Source organism: Paenibacillus ihumii, from assembly GCF_001403875.1.
GTDB classification, from domain to species: domain Bacteria; phylum Bacillota; class Bacilli; order Paenibacillales; family Paenibacillaceae; genus Fontibacillus; species Fontibacillus ihumii.
On sequence record NZ_LN884299.1, the window covers coordinates 644,185 to 670,012 of the forward strand.

21 protein-coding genes are annotated in these 25,828 nt (G+C 51.2%); 7 read left to right on the top strand and 14 right to left on the bottom strand.

Translation table 11 applies throughout. From position 1 onward, the window contains the following. The first annotated feature begins 119 nt into the window (after positions 1-119). Positions 120-920 carry a helix-turn-helix domain-containing protein gene (locus tag BN2762_RS10655; RefSeq protein ID WP_230202483.1) on the top strand — a complete coding sequence of 267 codons (801 nt, stop codon included), beginning with the start codon at positions 120-122 and terminating at the stop codon, positions 918-920. 243 nt (positions 921-1,163) lie between these two features. Here BN2762_RS10655 and ald read toward each other — a convergent pair whose 3' ends face one another. Then, entirely contained in the window at positions 1,164-2,282 is a 1,119-nt protein-coding gene (gene ald, locus BN2762_RS10660) for an alanine dehydrogenase (RefSeq protein ID WP_055106984.1), read from the bottom strand. 159 nt (positions 2,283-2,441) lie between these two features. Then, positions 2,442-3,326 carry a LysR family transcriptional regulator gene (locus BN2762_RS10665; RefSeq protein ID WP_055106985.1) on the bottom strand — a complete coding sequence of 295 codons (885 nt, stop codon included), beginning with the start codon at positions 3,324-3,326 and terminating at the stop codon, positions 2,442-2,444. 152 nt (positions 3,327-3,478) lie between these two features. On the opposite strand from BN2762_RS10665, the gene BN2762_RS10670 reads away from it, so the two are divergent. After that, on the top strand, positions 3,479-4,459 hold the full coding sequence (locus tag BN2762_RS10670; RefSeq protein ID WP_055106986.1) for a DMT family transporter: 981 nt from the start codon (positions 3,479-3,481) through the stop codon (positions 4,457-4,459). A gap of 1,531 nt (positions 4,460-5,990) precedes the next feature. On the opposite strand, the gene BN2762_RS10685 is transcribed toward BN2762_RS10670, so the two are convergent. Further along, positions 5,991-7,343: a sodium-dependent transporter gene (locus tag BN2762_RS10685; protein WP_055106989.1), complete on the bottom strand. Its 1,353-nt coding sequence runs from the start codon at positions 7,341-7,343 to the stop codon at positions 5,991-5,993. Positions 7,344-7,652: 309 nt separating this feature from the next. Between BN2762_RS10685 and BN2762_RS10690 the strand changes: the two genes are divergently transcribed. The 3 genes from BN2762_RS10690 to BN2762_RS10700 are packed head-to-tail and all read left to right on the top strand — an operon-like array spanning position 7,653 to position 12,286. Next, the gene (locus BN2762_RS10690) at positions 7,653-9,356 is read left to right on the top strand and encodes a molecular chaperone HscC (RefSeq protein WP_055106990.1); all 1,704 of its coding nucleotides are present in this window, start codon (positions 7,653-7,655) and stop codon (positions 9,354-9,356) included. Beyond that, positions 9,353-11,626 (top strand): J domain-containing protein, encoded by a 2,274-nt coding sequence (locus BN2762_RS10695; protein WP_055106991.1) that lies wholly within the window; start codon positions 9,353-9,355, stop codon positions 11,624-11,626. The genes BN2762_RS10690 and BN2762_RS10695 overlap by 4 nt, the downstream gene beginning before the upstream one ends. A gap of 18 nt (positions 11,627-11,644) precedes the next feature. Beyond that, complete coding sequence (locus tag BN2762_RS10700; RefSeq protein ID WP_055106992.1) at positions 11,645-12,286, top strand: DUF1266 domain-containing protein; 642 nt, start codon at positions 11,645-11,647, stop codon at positions 12,284-12,286. 86 nt (positions 12,287-12,372) lie between these two features. Here BN2762_RS10700 and BN2762_RS10705 read toward each other — a convergent pair whose 3' ends face one another. Then, the gene (locus BN2762_RS10705) at positions 12,373-13,602 is read right to left on the bottom strand and encodes a CynX/NimT family MFS transporter (protein WP_055106993.1); all 1,230 of its coding nucleotides are present in this window, start codon (positions 13,600-13,602) and stop codon (positions 12,373-12,375) included. Between the two features lie 285 nt (positions 13,603-13,887). Here BN2762_RS10705 and BN2762_RS10715 point away from each other — a divergent pair, with 285 nt between their 5' ends. Then, a complete protein-coding gene (locus BN2762_RS10715) occupies positions 13,888-14,331 on the top strand; it encodes an Hsp20/alpha crystallin family protein (protein ID WP_055106995.1) in 444 nt (147 codons plus the stop codon). A gap of 268 nt (positions 14,332-14,599) precedes the next feature. Here BN2762_RS10715 and BN2762_RS10720 read toward each other — a convergent pair whose 3' ends face one another. From BN2762_RS10720 to BN2762_RS10760, 9 genes are all read right to left on the bottom strand, one after another. After that, positions 14,600-15,565 (bottom strand): carbohydrate kinase family protein, encoded by a 966-nt coding sequence (locus tag BN2762_RS10720; RefSeq protein ID WP_055106996.1) that lies wholly within the window; start codon positions 15,563-15,565, stop codon positions 14,600-14,602. A gap of 27 nt (positions 15,566-15,592) precedes the next feature. Then, positions 15,593-17,074, bottom strand: coding sequence for a glycoside hydrolase family 32 protein (locus BN2762_RS10725; protein ID WP_074048616.1), 1,482 nt, complete (start codon positions 17,072-17,074; stop codon positions 15,593-15,595). A 21-nt stretch (positions 17,075-17,095) separates the two neighbouring features. Continuing rightward, the gene (locus BN2762_RS10730) at positions 17,096-17,929 is read right to left on the bottom strand and encodes a carbohydrate ABC transporter permease (protein ID WP_055106997.1); all 834 of its coding nucleotides are present in this window, start codon (positions 17,927-17,929) and stop codon (positions 17,096-17,098) included. Continuing rightward, positions 17,929-18,813 (bottom strand): carbohydrate ABC transporter permease, encoded by an 885-nt coding sequence (locus BN2762_RS10735; RefSeq protein WP_055106998.1) that lies wholly within the window; start codon positions 18,811-18,813, stop codon positions 17,929-17,931. Before BN2762_RS10735 ends, BN2762_RS10730 begins: the two co-directional genes overlap by 1 nt. A 105-nt stretch (positions 18,814-18,918) precedes the next feature. Next, a complete protein-coding gene (locus BN2762_RS10740) occupies positions 18,919-20,253 on the bottom strand; it encodes an ABC transporter substrate-binding protein (RefSeq protein ID WP_055106999.1) in 1,335 nt (444 codons plus the stop codon). Positions 20,254-20,514: 261 nt separating this feature from the next. Next, a complete protein-coding gene (locus tag BN2762_RS10745) occupies positions 20,515-21,492 on the bottom strand; it encodes a LacI family DNA-binding transcriptional regulator (protein WP_055107000.1) in 978 nt (325 codons plus the stop codon). Between the two features lie 172 nt (positions 21,493-21,664). Next, positions 21,665-22,558 (bottom strand): CPBP family intramembrane glutamic endopeptidase, encoded by an 894-nt coding sequence (locus tag BN2762_RS10750; protein WP_055107001.1) that lies wholly within the window; start codon positions 22,556-22,558, stop codon positions 21,665-21,667. A gap of 107 nt (positions 22,559-22,665) precedes the next feature. Further along, entirely contained in the window at positions 22,666-23,457 is a 792-nt protein-coding gene (locus BN2762_RS10755) for an AraC family transcriptional regulator (protein ID WP_055107002.1), read from the bottom strand. 5 nt (positions 23,458-23,462) lie between these two features. Continuing rightward, on the bottom strand, positions 23,463-24,059 hold the full coding sequence (locus BN2762_RS10760; RefSeq protein WP_055107003.1) for a LysE family transporter: 597 nt from the start codon (positions 24,057-24,059) through the stop codon (positions 23,463-23,465). Between the two features lie 160 nt (positions 24,060-24,219). Between BN2762_RS10760 and BN2762_RS10765 the strand changes: the two genes are divergently transcribed. Then, a complete protein-coding gene (locus BN2762_RS10765; protein WP_055107004.1) occupies positions 24,220-24,696 on the top strand; it encodes a glutathione peroxidase in 477 nt (158 codons plus the stop codon). Between the two features lie 109 nt (positions 24,697-24,805). On the opposite strand, the gene BN2762_RS10770 is transcribed toward BN2762_RS10765, so the two are convergent. Further along, complete coding sequence (locus BN2762_RS10770; protein ID WP_055107005.1) at positions 24,806-25,789, bottom strand: aldo/keto reductase; 984 nt, start codon at positions 25,787-25,789, stop codon at positions 24,806-24,808. Positions 25,790-25,828 lie beyond the last annotated feature (39 nt).

Here is a 25,828-nt window from a genome sequence, read left to right on the forward strand (position 1 = left end):
CCACGGCTAACGTTATTATAATTATGATATATAGTCAGGTATTGTAAAAACGCGACACAACACCGCAAAATGTCAGGAGTGAAACGATGCAGCAGGCTTCCAAACCACCAAGGCCAAGCATGGGGGTACTGAATCTGCCAGAAGGGGAGAAAAAGTTCCTGTTGACTCGCCATGCCCCGGCAGAAAAGCTCCGCTTCTTCGTGAAGCATTACTGGATCGTTGAATGGGATTTGAGCGGACAACCCTCCTACCAACAGGACGTGCTCCCCAATCCCTGCGTCAATATGGTGGTCGAGCATCGGAAAACAGCGATCTTTGGCGTCTCTCCGGTGAAATACTCCCATCTGCTCGAGGGAAAAGGCAAGGTGTTCGGAGTGAAATTCAAACCGGGCGGATTCTATCCCTTCCTGAAGAGTCCCGTGTCGAAGCTGACCGGACAAAGCATAGGCACGCTGGATATCCTAGGAATCGCTCCCCGGCAGCTGGAGGATAATCTCCTGTCTCTGCCAGGCACTGAGGATATGATTCGTGTCATGGATACCTTATTGCTGGGACGCCTGCCAAATCAGGACCCTAACGTCGTGGTGCTTAACGAACTGATCGATCAAATTATCAGCCACCGCGAGCTGACAACGGTAAAGCAGCTTTGCCAATACGCTCAGATGAGCATGCGGACGCTGCAGCGGGCGTTCAACCAATACGTGGGTGTATCCCCCAAATGGGTCATTCAATTGTACCGTCTGCAGAATGCCGCCGAGCTGCTCGATTACGGCAATGCCCCGCCGCTCCCGGAGCTCGCTGCCGAGCTGGGCTATTTTGACCAGTCTCACTTCATCAGAGACTTCAAGGCAATCATCGGCATCACGCCTGAGGAGTACATCCGCCGCTGTCACCAGCGCCAGAACCTTGAAGCCCTCTAATTCGATTTACGCGTCAACTAGGCCCCGACTTCATTATTAAACCGAGCCCTGCGACACCGGCCAGGCCGATCAGCGAATCGCCGGACCGGGCCGCCATACCTCTTCTTATGGGGCTTCCGCAGGTAATGAGGCCGCTGCGGCAGAAACAGCAAACACCCCTCTTATGAAATCATCATAAAGAGGGGTGCTCTCATTTTTCAGCATATTTTTTATCGCATATCTTAAGTTGCACACAACGCCAACCTACGCCTTCAGCAGGCTGTAGACGTCCTTATATGGCAAATTCTGCGCGTCAGCAACGGCCTTATAGGTCACATGGCCGCTGAGAACGTTAATGCCCTTCGCTAAAGCAGGGTTATCCAGAGCCGCCTTCGCATATCCTTTGCTGGCAATTTGCAAGCCATACGGCGTCGTTACGTTCGTCAGCGCCAGGGTGGAGGTGCGTGCTACCGCTCCAGGCATGTTGGCTACGGCATAGTGAATGACGCCGTGCTTAACGTAGGTCGGCTGATCATGCGTCGTAATCCGGTCGATCGTCTCAATGGAGCCGCCCTGATCTACAGCTACGTCGACAATGACCGAGCCTGGAGACATCGTCTTCACCATTTCTTCGCTAACGAGCCTTGGTGTGCGCGCTCCCGGAATCAGGACAGCTCCGATCAGAAGATCGGCCTGCCTAACGCTGTCAGCAATGCTGAACGGATTGGAGACCAGGGTCTTGACCCGTCCTTGGAACATATCATCAAGCTGGCGCAGCCGATCGAGATTCAAATCGATAATGCGGACCTCTGCCCCGAGGCCAAGCGCAACCTTGGCCGCGTTAACGCCAACCATGCCTCCGCCAATAATCGTAACCTTGCCAGGCTCTACGCCGGGGACTCCACTAAGCAGAACGCCTTTTCCGCCATTGGATTTCTCCAGAAAATGAGAGCCGATCTGGATCGCCATCCGCCCGGCAACCTCGCTCATCGGCGACAGGAGCGGCAGGGCGCCTGTATCCAGCTGGATCGTCTCGTAAGCGATGGCGGTCACGCCGCGCTCGGTCAGCTGCCTCGTCAATGAAGGCTCTGGAGCGAGATGCAGGTAGGCAAACAAAATAAGGCCTTCACGGAGATACTGAAATTCCTCAGCTACCGGCTCCTTTACTTTAACGACCATCTCAGCCGACCAGGCCTCGGCGGCTGTGGGCACGACTCTGGCCCCCGTCGCTATGTAATCCTCATCACGAAATCCGACGCTAAGCCCGGCCCCGCTCTCAACCCATACCTCATGGCCGGCTTGTACGTAGGATAGCACCGATGCCGGCGTCATGCCGACGCGGTGCTCATTGTTCTTGATCTCCTTAGGTACCCCTACAATCATATATACACCATCCTTTTAATTCGTATCAGCAGGCGCCGAATGTATAATTACTAAATTATAAAGCATAATTACCGACTTTACCTAATTAAAGTTCGCAAATGCTTCGAAAGCATCAAAATTTAATTAACAAAAAAAGCCGTCACCGAGACTCTTGACCTGTTATGACTGAGCCAACGGCAACGCGCTTCCCACGTTTCCTACATCTATAATCTCATCGATAAAAGCCCGAACCGAGCTCGTAATATGGGAGTCCTTCCGGCGAATGAATACCGTCGTAATCCCCCGGTAGGGATCAGGCACCTGATGGCAGTGCAGATTACCTTGAGCAGCTACTAAGCTAACCGTGGATTTTGGAACAATAGTGAGTCCGATGCCCGCGGCCACGCTGCCGATAATCGTGTCGAATGTGCCGAATTCCATAATTTTCTTTGGAACAATGCCCTCGTCCAGCAGCCAGCTCTCCAGCCTTGCGCGATAGCTGCAGCCTTTGTTGTACAGCAGAAGGGGCTTGGCGGTAATGTCATCCAGCGAAAAATCCGTTCCTCTGGAGACGATAACCAGCTCCTCTTGGAATACCTCATATTGCTCGATCAACGGATGCTGGATAGGCCCCGTCACGAATGCCCCATCCAGCTTGAATTCGATCACTTCCTGAAGCAGTTGCTCGGTGACTCCCGTCTTCAGGGATAGATCAACGTTGGGATATTTCTGCAGATAAGAGGATAACAGCTCCGGCAGAGCAATAACCGTCTCCACGATTCCGATCTCCAGGATGCCGGACGGTGTGGCCGAGCCCTGAAATACCTTTCTCATTTCGTCGAATTTAGCTAGAATATCGTTCACGTACTCGAGCAGACGCTTGCCTTCCGTATTGAGAACCATGCCCCGTTTATGCCGGTAAAATAACTCGGTATGCAGCTCACGCTCCAGCAGCTTGATTCTCGCCGTTACATTGGATTGAACGTAACTAAGCTCCTGCGCAGCCTTGCTGATGCTTCCGTGAAGCGCGACCGTCTGAAAAATCCGCAAATCATTCAAATCCAATTCTGTCCTCCCCCTGTCTGCTCGTCGCTATCTCTTCCAGGTATCATTATAAATGATGATTATGTTGATTTACAATCATTTTACTGTTATCTGTGATTAATTTATCATTTGTTATGAATCTTGGTTCGGATATTGTTAAGGAGAACGATGAAATGAATAAAAAGCAAGTCATCTTAGGGTCGGCCCTATGTCTCATCGCCAGTATGTCCTGGGGAGCCATGTTCCCCGTTGCGCAAATCGCTTTGCAGAAAATCGATCCGTTCTATTTCTCTTTGATCCGTTATGCAATCGTTGCCGTCATTCTCTCCGCTCTTCTGTGGGTGAAGGAAGGAAAAGCGGCTTTTCGCCTGGAGGGAAAAGGAAAGGCCCTTCTCTTCTACGGCACGATGGCGTTTACCGTGTATAACATGTTCGTGTTCTCAGGCCAGCATCTGATGGGGGATACCGGCACGATTACCGCCTCTTTGATCGAGGTGCTCATGCCGATGATTTCGGTCCTGTTCGTCTGGGTTACCGCGAAGACCAAGCCGCCCGGCTATACGATCGTCAGTATGGTTCTATGTCTGGCTGGTGCCGTGCTGGTCATCACCAACGGCAAACTGGCCTTCTTCGCCGAAGCCAGCAAATCGCTGTTCCCGCTGCTGCTTATTGTGCTCGGAGTTACAGGCTGGGTGCTGTATTCGATGGGGGGAAGCCGATTCAAAGCCTGGTCGGTCCTGCGGTATTCAACCTTGACCTGCCTGCTGGGAAGCATGGTGTCCCTGGTCATCGTCTTCTTCGCTACTCTGCTGGGGCTGCTGCCCGCCCCTTCTCTGCCGACACTAGGCGCCATCAAATGGGAAATGGCCTTTATGATTTTGCTTCCCGGCATCGCGGCGCTGTTAAGCTGGAACGCAGGGTTGAAGATCCTATCGCCGCTGAACGGAATTCTATATATCAACTTCGTTCCGATCACCACTTTGATGATTATGGCTATTCAGGGATACCATGTTTCGATGTTCGAAATTTACGGTACACTGCTCGTTATTTTTGCCATCGTACGCAACAATCTGGCTCAGCGCAAAGAACAGAAGGATCACGCGAAGAGCAAGACCGTGGAGCCGAGCGCCAAAATCCGTACAGCCAGTCATTAGAGCCCTTCCCTTCGTTAAAGACGACCGTTAGTGGCAACCGTTAGAGGCGACCGTTAGAAACGGCAAGTTAACAATCTAGCAGAGGTTCTCCAACGCGGGTATATTTGAAGTTATGAGAGATATCGAACTTGAAACCTGCTGCTGGCATATTACGGGCGGCTCCTAGCAATAAAAAAACAAGAGGTTGGGTCAATAAGCCCCGAAAATAAAAGATTGGGGCGAAAACGTAAAGTTGGGACTGACCCCGTAGCGTCGTGAGAGAAATTAAACCACCTTCAAGAAAATGCAGCCAGTTGCCGGAAATGAACCGGCGACTGGTAGTTTAAACTTGAACGGTGTATCGATTCCTGTCAAACAGGGGGCAGTCCCCATTTCCACTCCAACCTTTTTTGTGGCCACTGCTTTTGTAAGAAAGCAGCGAGGCGGATGCCTGCTACTTTCAGTAGATTGTAGGCTAAGGCCACAGGCCCGAACTGCCCATGAACCTTGTATAAGCCTCGCAGGAAAAACCTAGAAAATAATCGGTTCCCCTTTAGCCAAATACGCTCTCTGCCTCGGGTTGCCCTTGATGTGACCAAACACCCTCTCCACCTCCCCTTTACACCGAGGATAAATTGCGGACTCCCCGTTCTAGTGGACATGAATTGCAGATTTCCCGTTCACGGACTCCCCGTTCTAGTGGACATGAATTGCAGATTTCTCGTTCAAGTAGACATGAATCGCAGTGCTAGCAGGCATAAATTGCAGATTTCTCATGCTAGCCGAGCATGATTCGCGGACTTCTCGTGCTAGCCGAGCATGATTCGCAAGGACTTCTCGTGCTAGCCGAGCATGATTCGCAAGGACTTCTCGTGCTAGCCGAGCATGATTCGCAAGGACTTCTCGTTCTAAATGGATTTATAGTAGTTAGTTTCTCCGGCAAAGAAAGGAAAGTAGATTTAAATGGATTTCTTGTAGGTAGAAGAAGGGAACTGTCCATCTGGGGCGGGATTCTTGATTTTAGGCACATAAAATCCACTTATTACCCTAAAACATTCATTTAGAGCATAATTAGATACATGAATTCCATTTAATGTTTGCGTTTTAGTGTTTGCGTTTTAATGTTCACGATTATAGCGTTCGCGTTATGGTGTTCTCCATTTAGCGTTCACGATTTAACGTTTGCGTTTTAATGTTCACGATTTAGCGTTTGCGATTTAACGTTTGCGTTTTAATGTTCACGATTATAGCGTTCACGATTTTAGCGTTCGCGTTCCATAACTTGTGTTCGTGCTTGAGTTCGGAAGCTTATGTTCGAGTTCAAAGTTCGATAGCTTATGTCAAACGAGCCAAAAAACAGGCAGCAGGTAAAGAAGAAATTGCTTCTGTAGAAACGGACAGCTTTCAAAAAGAAAGGGACGCCCCTCAGTCGTCTAACGACTTCAGAGACAGTCCCTTGTTTGAATTCAGCTGCTTTTTTTAAAACTCGCCTTAAGGAGCATAGGTTAAGCCCCTCTCCCAAGGGAGTAAATCGCTGACGGCAACCTTGGTCCTACTTAAACTTGATCAGGCCCGAAGTATGGAGCAGCACCAGGAATACGAGAATCGGCGCGATATAGCGCAGCATGAACAGCCACACCCGGAACCAGCCTGCACGCAGGCCTGATGCCTCCGCCGCTCCTTTCCAGAAGTACCCGGCGAATATCGTAATCGCAAGCCCGCCGATTGGAAGCATAATGTTGGACGTAATGAAATCCACCCAGTCAAAGAACGCCTTGCCTCCGAACGTGAGCCCTGGCGCCATGCCGAGCGACAGCGCGGAAGGTATCCCCAGCAGGAAGATCAGCGCAGCCAGAGTCCAAACGGATCGCTTCCGGCTCCAGCTGAACCGCTCCATCGTGTACGATACCGGAACCTCCAGCAAAGATACCGCCGACGTCAAGGCAGCGATTGCCAGCAGAATGAAGAACAGGCCTCCGAAGAACCCGCCCCATGGCATAGCCGAGAAGGCAGCTGGCAAAGCGATGAACACCAGGGACGGACCCTGATCCGGCGCGATGCCAAACGAGAAGGTTGTCGGGAAAATGATCAGCCCCGCAATGAACGCATAGATCAAATCACCAACGCCAATAGCCAGCGTCGCCGAGCCGAGAGACTGTTCTTTGCGGACGTATGAGCCATACGTTAGCAAAATCCCCATACCTAGAGACAAGGAGAAAAAAGCATGGCCGAGCGCTACTAATGCCGACTCCGCGGTCAATTGGGAAAAGTCCGGCTTGAGGAAGAAGGCTACTCCTTCCTCTGATCCCGGAAGCGTCACCGCCCGAATCATTAGAACAATCAGGAGAATGACGAGGCTCGGGATAAGAACTTTATTGAATTTCTCGATGCCCCCGGAAATTCCTAGAATAACAACGCTACCCGTGATAAGCAGGGCAACGAACTGCCAGAAAATCGGCATGTAGCCGGATACGAACTGGGAGAACTGCCCGGCGAAATCCGTATTGCTGAACAAATTTCCGCTGAATGCCGTGACCGCGTAATGCAGCGTCCAGCCCGCTACGATAATATAGAACGACAGGATCATAAAGGGGGCAATAACCTGAAGGATGCCCAGCCCCTTCCAGCCCCGTCGTCCGCCGACTCTCACGAAGGCTGTCGCTGCGCTTCCCCGGCCGCTGCGTCCGATGGCCAGCTCCGCCAGAAGCACGGGTAATCCGATCACCAGCAAACAGACAATAAAGAGCAGGAAGAAGGCCGCTCCCCCGTTCTCACCGGTGATATAAGGGAACTTCCACATGTTCCCGAGGCCAACGGAGCTTCCGATTGCAGCCAGGATAAACCCGGTAGAAGAAAAGCGTTCTTTCTTCTTATCACTAGTATTTGTACTATTCTGCACACTCATTATATCGACTCCATCTATCTATAATATCAAATCATTATATATCATTCTCCACAGTTGGTCATATTAAATATTTATCCATTTTAATTCTTTTGCAAGCAGGCAGTAATCCTATACTGAATTTGAATAGTACCATATTTAATCAACGAGCGATATAATTCTTATGACGCAATTCTACTATTTGTATCATTATTACCGATTCTTTTGTCTTTTTTACTCTGAGTGACTGGAGATGTTTATGAAAAATATGATAAAATTTGTCGATATATACCTGTAGTAGGATTCAATACATATAGAGATGAGGTTGCCTGAATGACCATGATTGGGATCGATTTAGGGACCACCCATAGTCTGGTGGCCTACTGGACGGAAGAAGGTCCAAAAATTATACCAAATGTATACGGGGAACATCTGACTCCCTCCGTCGTTGGAGTGGATGATAATGGCGAAATTTTGATCGGGCAAATCGCCAAAGAACGGCTGATGACGCATCCTGATTTGACGGCCTCGACTTTCAAGCGTTATATGGGCACCGAGAAGCTGTACCGCCTGGGCAAGTATACCTTTACCCCGGAAGAGCTCTCTTCGTTTGTCATCAAGTCGCTCAAGGCCGATGCAGAGGCCTTCCTGGGCCAAGAGGTGACCGAGGCGGTCATCAGCGTACCCGCCTACTTCAACGATACCCAGCGGAAGGCGACGAAGCGCGCAGCCGAATTCGCAGGCTTGAAGGTAGAGCGGCTGATCAGCGAGCCGACGGCCGCTGCCATCGCTTATGGGCTGCACCAAGAAGAGTCGGAGACCAAATTCCTCGTCTTTGACCTCGGAGGCGGCACCTTCGACGTATCGATCCTTGAGTTTTTTGAAGGGGTCATGGAGGTCAAATCGATCGCGGGGGACAATTATTTGGGCGGCGAGGACTTCACAGAACTGCTCGTCTCCTATTTCGTGCAGAAGCATGGCCTGGATTACAGCTCTCTGGATCTCAAAGCCCGCTCCGCGCTGTTCAAGCAGGCTGAATTATGCAAGCGGATGCTGGGCCAGGAGCCGGTCGGAACAATGACCTTCACGCTGGAGGATACGACCTACGAAGCTTCGATTGATCGTAACGAATACGAGAAAATCTCTGCCCAGCTCATGCTGCGCCTTCGTCACCCTATCGAGCGGGCGCTGCGGGATGCCGCGCTGTCTCCTCGGGATATGGATGCGGTCATTCTCATTGGGGGCGCAACCCGGATGCCGGTCATCAAATCGATCGTAACGAAAATGTTCGGGCGCCTGCCTTTTGCCGGGGTGAATCCGGATGAGACCGTCGCTCTCGGAGCCGCCATTCAGGTCGCGCTCAAAGAGAGAAACGAAAGCCTGAAGGAGGTCGTCCTGACGGACGTCTGTCCTTACACGCTGGGAACCGATACCTCCAAACGGCTCGGCAAGAACCAGTTCGACCATGGTCATTTCTCGCCGATCATCGAGCGCAACACCCCGATTCCCGTCAGCAAGGTGCAGTCCTACTATACATTGTACGATCAGCAGAGCGAGGTCAGCGTCTGCATCTACCAAGGCGAGAGCCGCATGGTAGCCAATAATATCAAGCTGGGCGAGCTCCTGATCGATGTTCCGCCCGACAAAGCGGGCGAGCAAAGCATAGATGTCAGGTTTACCTACGACATTAACGGCATTCTGGAAGTCGAGGTGAAAATTAACAGCACCGGAAATAAGAAGACGATGATTATTGAGAAGAATCCGGGCAAAATGACGCCGGAGGAAATTCAGAAGCGGCTAAACGAGCTGAAGGACATCAAGATCCACCCCCGCGAACGCAGCGAGAACCGCCTGCTGCTCGCCAAAGGTGAACGGCTGTATGAAGAGGCGCTCGGCGAGAAAAGGGACGAGATCGCCTTTTTGCTCCTCGAGTTCGAGCGGGTGCTCGCTTCCCAGAACGAACACGAGATCAAGAAGGCGGCCACAACGCTCAGGAAGCAGCTTGAGCATTTGGAGAAGTGGAGTGACTACTTTTGAGCATATGGGCAATTCTCGGCATCGAGCAAACCTATGACACGGCCGTCATTCGACGAGCCTATGCCAAAGAGCTGCAAAACAACCACCCCGAAGATGATCCCGCAGGATACCAGCGGCTCCGGGAAGCCTATGATCAGGCCATGAAGCTGGCGAAGCAGCATCAGCAATCACAGAGCTCAAGGGCAGGGGAAGAGGAGGAGGATTTCTCCTCTTCTTCTTCTGAGCAATCCTTCGGGGAGGTCGAGAATGAAGTCGAGAATGAGGATGAGCCCTGGGATAAGGAAGAGGACCAAGATGAGGATCGATCCTGGAGCAGCGAAGATGAGGACGAGGACGAGGATAACCTGCTGGAGGATGAGGATGGGCCCTGGAGCGATGGAGATGTAGACGAGGATGATCTGCTGGAGGACGAGGAAGAATCCTGGAGCGGTGAAGATGAGGATGACCTACTGGAGGATGAGGAGGATGAGCCCTGGAGCCGCGAGGATCAGGGAATTCCCCGGATCCCTCGCCTTCCAAAATGGGGAGCTTTAGATAGCGTCAGCGCTCCGAGTGAAGACAGCGAGGTGAATCGCTGGGATTACAATGAGGCTAATGATTACGGGTGGAACGAGGAAGACGAGGATGCCCCGGAGGATTTGGACGACGGGGATAAAGAGCCTGCGTACAGCATAGATACATTCATGGAGCATGTTCATGCCCTGTATCAGGACTTCCCCGCGCGTCTGAACCTCCAGCTGTGGGTCGAGCTCTTAGGCTCGGATATTTTATGGGATATCGATGCCCACCGGGAAATATCCGACAGAATGCTCGATTTCTGCGAGCAACATTATTTCCTGCCTAGAGAGGTCTGGCACCTCCTTGAGGATGCCTTCCGCTGGAGGGAGCGGAGCGCGGAGGAGGAGGATTTCGCGGAGGAATACCCCAAAATCTATGCCTATGCCATCGTTGATTTCTCCGGACTTCATATGGATTATTCGTCCCTTCTCCAAGCGGAGGAGCTCAAGGATAGCCTCCGGGACGATTTCCTGCGCTACCGGGAAGCCGCAGCTTTGGCGCTTCAAGAGGACGACAGACGCTCCGCGCACATGAACCTCATCAAGGCGTTGAATATTTTTAAGAGCGACAAGGATTTGATCCGGCTGCAAACCGAGTTTTATCGCAGAACCGGAGATCAGGAGAGCGCTCTGGCTTCCTGCAATGAGCTCATCCGAATTGATCCCGCTGACAGCGAAGCCCTCCTGCTGCGGGCCCGATTGCTGCTTGGCATTGACAAAGCCTCCGAAGCGATGGAGGATGTGCGCCAGATTCTGAACCTGACCCCGAAGCATGCGGAGGCCCTCACGCTCGCCGGACAATGCTATATGAAGCTGGGCAAGCTGGATCAGGCCAAGAACGCCTTCAATCAGGTGCTCACGATAGACGAGGAAGAAATCGAAGCCGTGCTGGGACTGGCCGAGATTTGTCGCCGCACCGAGATGAGCCTGCATCAGCTGCAAGGACCAGCCCGAAGACATGCGAAGCGGGAAATCAACGCGGTGCTAGGCCGAACGCCCCTGCTGGGTCGGCTAAAAAGAGCAGCAGGCCTGCTTCTATCGCGAAGGTGGGCTGTCATGGTCATCATTGTTGTTCTTCATTTGATGATCGGCGGGGCCACCCTCAAGCATACCGGCGAGTCTCCTTGGACTTATGCGTACAAAAGACTGCTCCCTCCAAAGGTGCTTACCGTTCAAGACGCCGCTCTCCTCGGTGCCCTCCCGGAAGGAAATCATGCGGTTCGCATGAAGCTGACGAAAGCCGAATATATCGATGTTCTGGAGATCGAAGACGAGGATGCCAAGAGCCCCTCTTATCGGTATATGCGCGCGGAGGAAGCCAAGAAGCTGGGGCTGATGGATCAAATCAGCGGGTATGTATGCATCGGTTATGTAGGCAATGCCTCGGTGATTTTCATTGGGAATTATGATCAAGCGATGGAGGCTTACCGTGATAAAACGGTCAACATCGCCGGAAGAATGAAGCTGAATCCACCGGAGCAGCTCCAGTCGGCGATCAAGCATTGGACGGAGAATCCATGGGTCTCCCAAAATTATTTAAGCAGCCATCCGTTGTCCGAATATTATGTCATCGCCAAGGATGGCATCCGCAGAAGTGATTCAGTTGCCAAGCTGCCGGCATCGGTTCCTTTTTTAACGATACTGCTGATCTTGTTCTACATTCCGTTCATTCAGGAGGTACGCAGACAATGGAGATACCTTCGCTACAACTGACCATAGGAGGGCAAGCCTATGAAAATCGATAGTCCAGAGGAACGCAAAGCCTGGCTGCCTTACGTTCATGCGGTGATCTCCCTATGCTCCATCGGCCGGGAGGTTGGCTACTTCGTCATGAATCCGAAGATGCAGTACAAGATGTGGGGACGCATGCGCGGCTTCTTGAAGCAGCAGGAAATCGATAACAAGGAGCTGCTGGCCGCAAATATAGAGTGGTTCCTGGAGACTGGACGCCGCGAAGAATTTTATCGGGATTCCTGCTATCTCTCGGCGCTGTCATCCACAGAACGCAGCCGTTATATCGACTCCCAGGAGGATGAGCAGAGAAAGCGCCAATTGATGGTCGTCAACCGTTATTTGCGAGGCCTCTTCACCGGAGGCATCGGGGCCTACGATTATTCTTGGACGATGCTGAACTGCTTCGCCGGCAGAGAGGTAGGATATTTAAGCGACAGTGAAATGTGGGCATATATCAGCCGGTTAATTTATTTGATTAAGGCGGATTTCTCGGATTGGGATACCTATATTGCCAGCTATGCCGCAGGGCATCAATACTTGATGCAGGATCAGCCCTACAGCTTCGTCAGCAAGAACCGGAAAATGATTATGCAAATGATGAGCAGCCCTCTGAATCCGATGCTTCATTTTAAGCCATAAACTTACCCTTACATACAAAGGAGCCCTCCATTCAATATGGAGAGGCTCCTTTGTATATTAGCTTTGATGGCGCGAGACGCTAAGCCTTAGGATTTCCCGGGGACAGGTTGTCCAATCAGACGATTTCGTCCGGCGGCCACGCCGAATATGAGAACAAGCACGGCTACGCCAATCAGGAAATACATCGGCAGCCGCCACCCGCCAGTCAAATCATGCAGGTAGCCGACCAAGGTCGGGCCTATCGCAGCGAGCATATAGCCCACCGATTGGGCCATGCCCGATAATTCAGCCGCATCGTAAATATTCCTGGTCCGCAGGCTGAACAGCATCATCGCCAGACTGAAGGAGCTGCCTAAGCTTATACCGATCATGATCACCCACAGCATCGTCAGTCTATCACTGCCGTACAGGATCCCTCCTATGCCTGCAAAAAAGAAGAATACAGTAATAATCATCAATCCGACCTGATTCTTCGTACGTCCGGCAATGATCGGCATAATGAACGTAATCGGCAGTACCGACAGCTGCATGAATGAGAGCGTCCAGCCCGCGGAATCCGCTGACATGCCTTGGCTTTTTAATATATCGGGAAGCCATGTGACTACTACGTAGAACAGCAGAGACTGCAGGCCCATGTACAGGGTCACGTACCAGCCCAGGGCCGATTTCCAGACATTCGTCGCCTTATCCTGCTGAGCGGAAATCGTAGCCTGCCGACGCTCACGCCGCAGTTGGGGAGCCCAGAACAAAAAGGCTGTCAAGGCCAGTACGGACCAGATCGCCAGCGCCCCCTTCCAGCCCAGACCAGCCCCTTCAGCCACAGGCACGCTGACTCCTGAAGCAATCGCACCCGCCAGATTCATCGAGACTGAATATAAACCGATCATCAGCCCGGTACGCAGCGGAAACTTCTCTTTGATCAGGCTGGGCATCAGAACATTGCACACCGATATGGCCAGCCCTAGAATGACAGTCCCCATGAGCAGCGTTCCAATTCCCCAAGCGGATCGGATCAGCACTCCAACTCCAAGCAAGCCGACGGAAACCAGCAGAACTAGCGGCATGCCGAAACGACGGGCCAGCTTCGGGGCGACGGGGGATAACAACGCAAAGGCAATCAGCGGAAGCGTAGTGATCAGGCCGGCCAGCGTATTGGAGATGCCTAGATCGGCACGAATAGTTTCAACCAGGGGGCCTACGGAAGTAATGGGAGCTCGCAAATTCGTGGCGAGAAAAATAATACCTAAAATCAACAGCCAAACCCGTGAATCCGAGTCTGGCTTCGTACGGGAATGGGCTTCTACGGATGGTTTCATAATGATTGTGTCCTCCATCTTGGCGCATCTGTGGTTCATTGACGTGCTGCTGCAGCAGGTCTTTGATGCTATTTCTGTATTGTGCGCAAAAATGGGCATCGTAGCATGCGCATACAATTACAATTTCAACGGACTATTATACTATATTTCAGTGCAGTTGTCTGTTTATCTCAAGCTTTTGGCTGATTACTCTCCCCATTGCAGCTGGCATAGCCTCGCTGCGGGAATAATTCTCCAGGGCTAACCTAATAATAAATCCAAATTATATTAGGAGGTATTGGAGCCATGCCCTTGATTCCGTATGACCCTTTCCACCAGCTTAGCAATATGCGACGCGATATCGACCGCTTCTTCTCCGAGGAGCTTCCATTTCTCAAGTCAGAGACGGCAGCGAGATTCGGCCAATTGAATATCGACATCTACGAGACCGACCGCGAGGTAGTTGCGGCTTGCGACATTCCCGGTCTGGAGAAGAAAGAGGATGTAAACATCAGCATCGACAATAATGTTCTCACGATCGGCGGAACAGTCAATAAGGTCCATGAGGTTAAAGAGGAGCAGATCCATCGGCAGGAGCGGTTTGTGGGGCGTTTTCAACGCTCCGTCAGTCTGCCGGCTGCCGTATCTGCCGAGGGTGTTACCGCCACCTATAAGAATGGCGTCCTAGAAATCCGCATGCCCAAAGCCTCTGGCGATAACAAGAAAAGGATCGACGTTCAGTTTCATTAGATCGTCTTGGAGAACATGTTGGGCGGATTCTATATGATTGGAAATCGCCTTAGAAACATTTGAATGGATTGATGTCAGCTAAAGATCAACTTGAATAAATTTGATTGGATTGATGTTAGCTGAATTCACATTAAAATGTGTTGGATATAGATGAAAGTTTTAACAGATCTCTACAGAAGCATGTTGAACGCACTGAAAAGCTGCAGATTAACCTATACAGACCCTGCCTCTTAGGTCAGGGTCTGTATAAGCTATATAAGTATTAGTGTTACTCCCCGCGGAGAAACGCTTCAACATCCGGCAATGCTGGAAGCGCATCAATCGCTCCGGGACGGCTCGCGGTAAGCGCTGCGGCTGCATTGGCGAACCTGAGCACTTCCTCTATGCGTTCGCGATTCAGCTGCTCTAGGGGCTGCGGCGCCGAATGCGCTTGATACAGCACAGCTCCGATGAACGAGTCGCCAGCTCCCGTCGTATCGGCCACCTCCACACGGTTTCCAGGCATAGATACCTCCAGGCCATCACGCGAGAACCAGGCTGCACCAGCCGCACCGCGCGTATAAATCACATGCTGCACATCTCCAACGAACAGCGAGCCAATCGCTTCCTTCTCGTCCTCATATCCCGTAATGAAGGACAGCTCCTCATCGCTGATCTTCACGATATGGCTTAACGGAAGAAACTCATGGATCGCACGGCGACAGGACTCTGCATCCGGCCAGAGAGGCAGTCGGACATTGGGATCAAAGCTGATAACCGCGCCCGCTTGCCTGGCCAGCTCAATCGCTTTATGATGAGCATATTTCACTGGAGCCTCGATCAAGTCCACGGAGCAGAAGTGAAGGAGGTCTCCAGCCGTGAACCAGCCGCCGCCAATCTCGTTCTCATGCAGCAGCATATCGGCGCTCGGGTTGCGGTAGAAGGAGAAATCACGGTCACCGTCCTCCTTGAGGCTGACGAACGCCAGCGCCGTGTTCGCTTCGCTCGTGCGCAGAACCCGCGATACGTCAACGCCGCTTCCCTCCATTTTCTCCACGAGAAAGTCGCCGAAGGCGTCAGCTCCCAGCTTGCCGATAAACGCCGCACGGCCGCCAAGCTTGGCTACCGCGCACGCTACATTAGCCGGAGCTCCGCCCGCTGCCTTCGTGAAGCTCTCCACTTGCTTCAGCTCCACTCCCTTCCTCGCTGGAATAAAGTCGATTAAAGCTTCTCCAATTGTGTACACCGTCGCCATTTGCATGTGCCCCCTTCTATGTCTACTCTAAACCGGGTGAATATCCCATTTTCGCAGCCTCGTTACTTTGCTGTCGCCTGTCGAGAACAGCTTAATGCCCTGGGAATCAGCGTTTGGATAAATCCGTGCAGTCATCACCACTTCTCCATCCCCAGCGAATACCTCCACCGAGGATTTATCCACGAAAATTCGCAGCGACAGCTTACCCTCCTGAAGAGGCACAGCCGCTTTACGCTGGCCGCCCGGTCCGATGCCTGCCCGCTCCCGATCGAGCAGCAGCATTCCTTCTTCCTGATGATAAGCTATAACCGTCTCTTCTTGACCTGCTTCATCTGTTCGAAGCTTCAGGCCAAATTCCCCAGCGTTCCCAGCTTCGAACTCGATTTGCAGCTCGTAGCTGTCGCCGGAGATCGCTAATTCTCTCTCCCCGCTCAGCTCAATATTCACCTGCTCATAGGCGTTGCTGCGCCTCGACTCAATCTCTTCCACAGGCCTGAACAAAATGCGGCCGCCATCCAGCTCCGCAACGCGCGGCAAGCTCATCGCGCCTGCCCAATGGTGGCCTTGCTGGGTTGGCATGTCCTGCTCCCACATATCCATCCAGCCGATCACGATGCGTCTTCCCCGGTCATCCACCGTGGACTGAGGCGCATAGAAGTCGAAGCCATGATCGACCTGAGCGTAACGCTCGAACGCAAAGGTCCCGGCTTCGGCGTCGAATTCGCCCACCATATACATGTTGGAATGAAGATTGTTGTATTGCTCGCCCTGCGCCGGCATGCGCTGCGGCGACATCATCAGAATAGCTTTATCCCCCAGCAGGAACAAATCCGGACATTCCCAGTTGTCGCCGAGGGTACCATCGCTTTTGGCCAAGATGTTAACAAACGTCCAGTTCAGCAAGTCCTTGGAGCGGTACAGCAGTACAAGCCCGTTGCCCTGTGCATCATTCGAGCCTAAAACCATATAGTACTGGTTATTGTACTCCATGACCTTAGGATCGCGGAAGTCCTTGCGGCTCACACCTTCCGGAATTTGATCAAGGCCGATGATCGGGTTGCCTTCGTATTTGCGGAAATTCACCCCATCCTCCGAGATCGCCAGTGCCTGAACCTGCTCATAGTCCTGATCCTGGTTCGGACCGGTCACCACATGTCCCGTATACAGAAGAGCAAGCTTGCCCTCTTTAGCAATCGCGCTGCCGGAGAAACAACCGTCACGGTCGTATTCTTCATCCGGTGCTAACGCCACAGGGAGATGCCTCCAGTTGACAAGATCCCGGCTGACGGCATGGCCCCAGTGCATCGGTCCCCATACCGGTTTATAGGGATAGTGTTGATAGAACAGGTGGTATTCCCCATTATAATGAATAAATCCATTCGGATCATTCATCCAGCCGAATTCCGCCATCAGGTGGTAGTTCAAGCGGTAATCGTCCTTCAACAGATGCTTCGAATCCCTGATGAACTCGTTAGCGCGATTTAATGTATACGTCCTCTGAGTAGTCATAGTTCCTCCCATACAAATCCTTTATTTAATAGAGCCCTGCATAACCCCTTGAATGATATATCTCTGTGCGAATAGATAGACGAGCATGACCGGTAATATGGTAAGCACCAATCCGGCCATCAATGGCCCGTAATCCACGGAATACGTCCCGTAGAAGCTGAACGTCGACAGCGGGAGTGTCCGATTATGCGGAGATACAAGGATAAGGGACGGCAGAAGAAAGTCGTTCCAGATCCACAACACGTTCAAGATTGAAATGGTCGCGGTTGTCGGCGCCAGCACAGGGAATACGATCCGAAAAAATGTTTGCGTGCGCGTGCAGCCGTCGATCAAAGCCGCCTCCTCCAATTCGGCAGGTACGCCCTTTACGAATCCATGATAGATGAACACCGCCAGCGGGCTTCCAAATCCTAAATACATGTAGATGAGAGCCCACTTGTTATCCAGCATGTTTAGCGTTCCATATATTTTGACCAGTGGAATCATAATCGCCTGGAAGGGAATAATCATCGCAGCAACCATCATCATAAAGGTATACTGGTTAAATTTAGTCTGATTGCGCACGAAGTAATGCGCCGTCATCGCGGCAAACAGCGAAATTAACGCTACGCCTAGAATAGTTACGGTCAACGAATTCATGAATGAAGCGGTATAACTCATTTTCTCAAATGCGTTGCGATAGTTCGTCCAATCCAGGCTCTGCGGCAGGGATAGCGGATTTGAAGTAATTGCCGTATTGGCCTTGAACGAGTTAATTAGCAGAAAGATAAATGGAAAAATAAATAGTGCAAGCACTAGAGCTAGTCCAATCGTTTTTAGCCATACTCCAGCGAATCCTTTACGAGCCGTGTCCATTAAGCCTCTACCTCCATCTTCTTCCCAAAATACACCTGAAGCAGTGTAATCACTGCGACCAGAAGGAAGAGCACTAGCGCCTCCGCTTGCCCTAGGCCGTAATCACGGGAGAGGAACGCTTTTTCATAGACATGCATCGACACCATTTCCGTGCTCTTGAAGGGGCCGCCCTTCGTCAGCGACAGGTTGACGTCATAGACCATAAAGCCGCGCTGCAGCGTCAAAAATATACAAACGATAAACGAAGGAACCATCAGCGGTAAAGTCATCGTCCGCAGCTTCGTCCAGCCATTGGCGCCATCGATGCTCGCTGCCTCCAAGATATCGTTAGGCACGCTCATAAGCCCAGCGATATAAATGACCATCATATACCCGGCGTACTGCCAAATCGTCACAATGATAAGAGCCCAGAAGGCTTTCTGCGGATCAGCCAGCCAAGATGTGCTGAATAGCGGAATTCCCGCCTTCTCTCCTATGAATACCAGAACATTTGAGAAAATAAACTGCCAGATCAGACCGAGCACGATGCCGCCGACCAGATTCGGGATGAAGAACCCGGCCCGGAATATATTCTGGCCTTTCAACCCTCTCGTTAGTCCGAAGGCTAATAGAAAGGCAACGGTGTTGACCAGGATGACGGTAAATAATACATATTTCAGCGTTAATCCGAAGGACTTCCAGAAGACCTCGTCTTGAAACACTTTTCCATAATTTTCGAACCCTACTAGCGTATGTGTCGTCGCGATGCCGTCCCAATTCGTGAAGGTCAGATAAATACCATAAATAAATGGAACGATCATTACGGTAAGAAAAGCGAATAAGGTCGGACCGGTAAACAGCAATCTCGTCCGAAGCCGTGGCCACCATTCCTTTTCTTTGATCATAACGATTCCTCTTTTCCTCTGTCATTGTGAAGAAAGCGATGGATAAGATACACGATACATGTGCTCTTACCCATCACTATCATCTTGTCATCTGATGTAAATAGATTACTTCACGCTTGTCCAGTACTCTTCGATTTCTTTAATCAATGTAGCCCGATCGCCGGAATCATTTAAATATTTCTGCATCGAAGCTCCGACCTTGGCCCAGTGATCCGCAGGAAGATTACTCATGGACTCTTGGGATTTGCCTCTGGCGATGTAATCCTGAATAGACTGGCCGAGCGGATCAGCAGCTGGGATTGTAATATTCTTAAACGCCGGAATAATGCTTGCTTGGTTAACCAGGAAGTCCTGGCCCTTCTCCTCGTATACGATCCAATTCAGGAATTTCTTCGCCGCTTCCTGCTGTTCAGGCGTACTCTTCTCTTTGTCTACAATGATCCGCTTGGAGACCGCTGATGAAATCTCCTGATTGCCGTAGTCATCCGGGTTATTGCTAATCGGTACGGGCAGGAAGCCGTAAGCTCCGTTTGCGGTGTCGAAATCTTGTATTTGCGGCCAGGCCCAGTTGCCTTGGAACCAAATGCCCACCTCGCCTTTGCCGAGCACTTCAGGGCCGCGCTCATATACACCGGCTAATGGAGACTTCTTGTCGATATTGTATTGTTTCATCATATCGAACGTATCCAACAGGCCATTCAGTACGGCATTACCCGAGAGATCCTCTGTACCCGCCTTCAGTGAATCCATGAATTGGTTCACTTCGGCCATATCCTTATTCTGTCCGGCATAAGCCAAGGGCAGGAAGTGGGCGCCGAGCGACCAATCCATTGGAGAGATGATCAGCGCCTTTTTGCCGGACGCTTCAATCTGCTTAAACAAATTTTCCAGATCATCTCTGGTCTTCACCGTAGACGGATCGAAGCTGCCGCCCACCGCTTCATCAAGGACGGCTTTGTTGTAAATGAAGCCATAGCCTTCGATCGCTAACGGGAAGCCATAGTTCTTGCCGTCGAATGTCGTCAGATTCGTCGCATTCTCGACGGCATCCGCATTCCACTTCTCCTCGCTCAAATCAAGAATCCGATCTTTAAACTTCTCCACATCCCCTGTATCAAGCATCATCATCGTTGGCGGATTTCCCGAGGCATACAAAGTGGAAGCCCGCTCGAATGGAGAGGTGCCTGCCGGAGCAGCCATGATTTCCAGGGTGATATCCGGATTATCCTCGTGGAACACCTTCGCTGCTTCTTCGAGCTGGGTCTGGATTTCACCTTTTGAATTCAGCAGAGAGATTTTAACGGCTTTGCCCGACGCGTTAGCTCCGTTAGCGCCCGTCTCACCGCTGCCGGAATTGCCGCCGCTCCCCCCGCAGGCCGACACAATCATTGCCAAAAGTACAAAAATCACCGTCACGCTCAACCCATTCCATCGTTTCATTGCTTTCCCCCCGTTAATTAAGTTGCTGGCAACCAATGTTCATGTTTGGTGTGGCAAGCGCTTGAATCACTTGCCGTAATGTAATCGCTTGCAGCATGCTTGCAATTAAGATTGTATGTCAAACCTTTAACATATGTCAATCGTTTGACATAAATTTTATAATAATTGATCTGAATTTGTCGAATGGTCGGTTCGTGATGATGATGGCACAAAAAAACGCATTCATTCGATAATGCCCAATGAACGCGTTTAAAACCAATATTATGCTGTACCTCGTACAATTAATTCCACAGGCAGTGAATTGGCGATTTCCACCGGCTCTCCTTCTACCTGCCTGCTAAGCACTTCTACCGCCATCCTTCCGAACTCGTCAATCGGCTGACGGATGGTAGTCAGCTCCGGCGTGAGCCAGCGGGCTGCATTTACATCGTCGTAGCCGACGACTTTGACATCCTCTGGCACTCGTTTGCCTGCAATTTCGCATTCTTTTATCGCGAAAGCCCCAATAATATCGCTGGTAGCGAATATTCCATCAATCTCGGGGTGCTCCATCAATAGCTTGCGAAGCAGCTGCCCATATCTTGCTTGGTCAAATACATTCATATCCGTCTGGATAATAAGATGCTCCACACCATGTTGTTTAACAACATCCCTGAATGCATCTGTCCTGCGATTTGCCAGCAAATCCAGCTGCAAATTCCCGCATATATGGGCAATCTTGCGGCAGCCCTGGCTGATGAGCCTTTCCGTCGCCAGCCTGCCTCCTTCATAATTATCCGAGCTGATGTAAGGAATATCCTGCCCGATCTGGCGATCAAACGTAACGATCGGCGAGCGGAGATTGCAGTATTCATCGACCTCCAGCGTATGGCTTCCCATAATGATCCCGTCTACCCGGTTGCGGCGCAGCATCTCAATGTAGTCCCGTTCCTTGACAGGATCAAGCTGAGAATTGCACAGCAGCACTTTATAGCCTTTCAGATAGGCGTAATATTCTATGCGATCCGCCAATTCGCTAAAGAACGGATGAGATACGCTAGGCACAATCAGGCCTAAAATATTCGACTGCTTGCGAAGCAAGGAGCGTGCGATCTCATTCGGCTGGTATCCCAGCTCGTCCATAGCAGCAAATACTTTGCTGCGGGTGGTCTCACTTATATATCCCCTGTTATTCATCACACGAGATACCGTCGTGACCGATACCCCCGCCCTTAGTGCTACATCATGAATCGTTGCCATGATCTTCCTCTTTCATCTAACCGTATTCGTCTATATTCAACTATAACCGAAGGGTTAAGCGCGGACAAGGAAATGCTCCTATTCCAAGGGGCAGCGAGTCCTGTTTCACTAAGAAACAGGGCTGCTTTAAGACATGCATTCTACGCTTCCCTCCCGCCAATATAAGCAGAACTTACTTCAATAACGAAGATGCGGAATCCGCATCAAATTTCTTATTCTTGTTCCTATACAACATGTACACAGCGATGGTGCCAAGAATCAGTAGAATGACGGTTAGGATGCTCCCCTCGATGCCAAAACCTCCTCCGGACAGCCAGGCCGGCCCCTGATCAACCGTACGCAGCAGGGAGCCCTCCGGTATCGTCCCTGAGACGTTAAAGCCGTATATGTAGCCTTGGAAGTAGTTCCAGGTTAAATGCAGTCCAATTGGCCACCATAATCCGCCGGTAACCTCACGAGCTACCGCCATAATGACGCCAGCCATAACCAGGTTTGCCATAGGAATCGGTGAACCGAATACGCCTGGGTTCAGGCTATGTAAAAGCGCAAACAGAATAGAACTTACGGCGATGGCAACCGTCGCTCCGTAATGATAACGCAGCAGCCCCTGAATATACCCGCGCGAGTAGATTTCCTCCGACACAGCCACGCATGCGAACAGGAGCGCTCCCTTCAGCATAGGGATCAGCGTCTCCTGATTCCCAGCGGCAGGCTTCCAGGCAACTCCGCCGAAAGCCCATATTAGGACAGCCGAAGCCGAGATAAGAACAATTCCCGCCACGGCACCATGCAGAGCATACGCTGCTCCCTTCGGCTGCCGCAGGCCGAACGACCAGCCCTTCTTCCGTTCAAAGCATGCATACATCGCATAAGAGCTCGCTATGAATACAGCAACTTGCAAGTACATCACCAGCAGGTTCTGTCCAAGCGCCTGTTCCAGATCGTTCGGGCTCATCCCTGAGGCCATGCCTTTGAGCGCATAAACAAGAGAGACGATCAACATAACGATCATGACCATGATATAGCTTAATGCTATTTTGCCCGCTACCGAGGCATGAGTTTTCATAAGCACCATCCTTCGCGTTATGCAACCCCCGGATTTCCTAATCGCCATGCACTTCCCGGATTGCAGATCATTTTCGATACAACTATATCCCTGCCTGCTTTATGCTGTCAATCCATTTTATAGGAGTTTAAATACGACATATACTCAAAAGCTGTCGTCCCGTAAATGTTCCTAAAGTGCCTGTTCAAATGGGCCAAATCGACAAAGCCGTATTCGGCTACCGCGAGATAGACATCCCTGTGCTTCTCGATCAGTTGCTTGGCGCGCTCCACCTTGCAGTTCAAATAATACTGGTACGGCGATGTCCCTGTATTTGCTTTGAAAGCGCGGATAAACTGATATTTCGACATTCCAAATAGCGCGCAGACATCCTCGAGCTTCAGCACATGCGCCAGATGGCCATGAATCACTTCCTTCGCTTGTCGAACGAATGTTAGATCCCGAAGGCCCGCCGGACGAAGCTCCACCTCGGAAAAGTGGCCCGCCAGCCCAAGCAGCAGCTCGTGGCAATACGCCTCCGGGGCCCCGCCAAAAATCGCCTTCGTCAGCTTCAGGATGCTCCTGCGCAGCCCGGCACGATATACTATCGGCGTATCAAAAAGAACGGCATCCTTCTTCCCCAGTATTTCCAGAAACAGCTTGGGGTGAATATAAATCATGACATAATCGATTCCCGACCGATTCTGGGACCTCCCATCATGATTCTGCTCCGGGTTAAACAGCATCACCCCGTTCTGGCGGGAGGCTTGCAGGCTGCCGTCCAGATGGTACTCTTGAATACCGCGCAAGGTTACGCCCAGAGCGTATTCCTCATGAGAATGCTTCTTATATTGAAAATCGGCCATGCTGGCCGACAAGGCGGTAACCCCGGCCGATTGCCCATATATGAATCGATCCACTTCCTTCACCCCTTTATAAATTCAGCGATTCCCGACACTAGAAATGCAGAATAGACCAGAAACAAGGCTAGTATAATATTTGCGGCTTTCTGGTATTGTTGCATCCATTTCTTAAAAAGAGCACCGAATAACGCCCAGGTTACAAAAGCTGCCGTCCCGATAAGCGATACCATGACGACAAAAAAAGTTAGCACAAGCCCAGACGTATAGTAAGGCATCACATAAGACGGAATCACCGTCATCGTAAACAGGACGACCTTCGGATTGACAAGCTGCATCACGAAGCCGGAAGCAAAGGTTACTGCCTGAGCCGAACTATCCTTGGATATGTCCATTCTATAGATTTGGCAAGCGAGATAGAGCATGAATATGCTGCCGACCACCCGTACCAAGGTTAAAAAAGGAGGCAAGCTCGCTGCCATCACACGATTCAGCATAACAGAAGCGGCAACTAGCAGGAAGAATGCAAGGGAGGCCCCGGCGATATATTTTATCGTTGTTTTCCTTCCATAATGATTAACCGCCGCTAGGATGACAATATTGGATGGCCCCGGCGTAAACGTAACTATAAAACAGTAGATGAGAAATGAGGTTATGTTCATAAATGCTGCTCCTTAGCTCCTACACAAGGGAAATTCCCTTGCATTATAGAGCTTGAGCCGAGCGTGAGATAGTATATTATTGCAGATATTGCTAAACTGAGTTAGAACGTACAGGATTAAAAATTGGGTACGATTTAACCATGAAGGAGGAGGAGGATTTGTGAATACCGTGTATGATTTTCAGGTTAAAATGACGAATGGGAAGCTGAAATCGCTCCAGGATTATGAAGGCCAGCCTTTAATTATCGTGAACACGGCCAGCAAATGCGGGTTTACCCCTCAATTTGGCGGACTTCAGGAGCTGTACAGCAAATACAAGGATCGAGGATTGGTCATTCTGGGTTTCCCCAGCGATCAATTCAACAATCAGGAGTACGATAACATCGAGGAAACCACGCAGTTTTGCCAAATCAACTACGGCGTGACCTTTCCGATTTTCGCCAAGATCGATGTCAACGGGAAGCAGGAGAATGCGTTGTTCACATTTTTGAAGCAGCAGCAGAAGGGGCTGCTATCCAGCAGGATCAAATGGAATTTTACCAAATTTCTCACCGACCGCGAAGGGAAGGTTGTTAAGAGATACGGCCCTGCGGCCCCGCCAAGCAGAATCGAAGCGGACTTGATCCCTCTGCTGTAATTTTTTCGGAATAATAGACCCCTGCAGTAACATAATCCAGCGGACGAATAAGGCAAAAAAACGATACCCCCGATCCGGAGGACCGAAAGTATCGCTTTTTTAAAAAGGATTAATACGCTCCGCGGATATGCTGAGCTACCTCGCTGCGGTAAAACGCTTGAAGGCGCTCCAATTCCTCGGGACGGAACGACGGAACCTGCAGTGTCCCCAGGTTATCCTCCACCTGACGGACGTTCTTGAAGCCTGGAATAACGCAGGTCACTTCCGGATGATCGAGAATCCAGCGCATGGAGGCCCGCGCCATATCTCCGCGTCCCTCAGCAATCCAGGACAGCTGGGAAGCCAGCTCCACGCCTTTGGCAAAAGGCAAGCCCGCAAACGTCTCGCCCACATTGAATTGCTCCCCGTTGGCGTTGAAATTCCGGTGATCGTCCTCGCTAAATTTCGTATCCTTCGTAAATTTACCCGTCAATAGACCGCTCGCCAGCGGCAGCCTTGCCAGAATTCCGACTCCTGCGGCCTTGGCTTCTGCGAATAACTCCTCCGCCGGCTTCTGGCGGAATATATTGAAGATGACCTGCAGCGCCTTGACACCAGGCACGCTTAAGCAGAACAAGCCTTCCTCCACGGTCTCTACGCTGACGCCGTAGTGGCGGATTTTACCCTCGGCCTTCAGCTTGTCCAGCACCTCGAACACCTTGCCATCCTTCAGCACCGCAAGCGGCGGACAGTGAATTTGGTACAGGTCGATGCGCTCGCGCTGCAGCCGCTTCAGACTGCCTTCGCAGTATGCGCGGACCGATTCCTCGGAATAAGTATGGAGGTCATGAATATCCCCCGCCCGGCAAAACTTGGTGGCGATATGGATGTCATCCTCTTTGCCTTTGGTCGCTTTCGCCAGCAGCTCCTCGGCATGCCCTGAACCGTATACATCTGCTGTATCAAAAAAATTAACGCCCTGCTCCATCGCCGTCGCCAGACCGCGCAGCGCCTCCTGATCATCCGAGTGCCCCCAGCTGCCGCCGATCGCCCATGTTCCGAAGCTCAGCTCGCTGACTCGTAATTCTGTATCTCCCAATTGCCGATAATTCATCGTCCCATCCTCCTTAGTACCTGTCTCAATACGAGAATA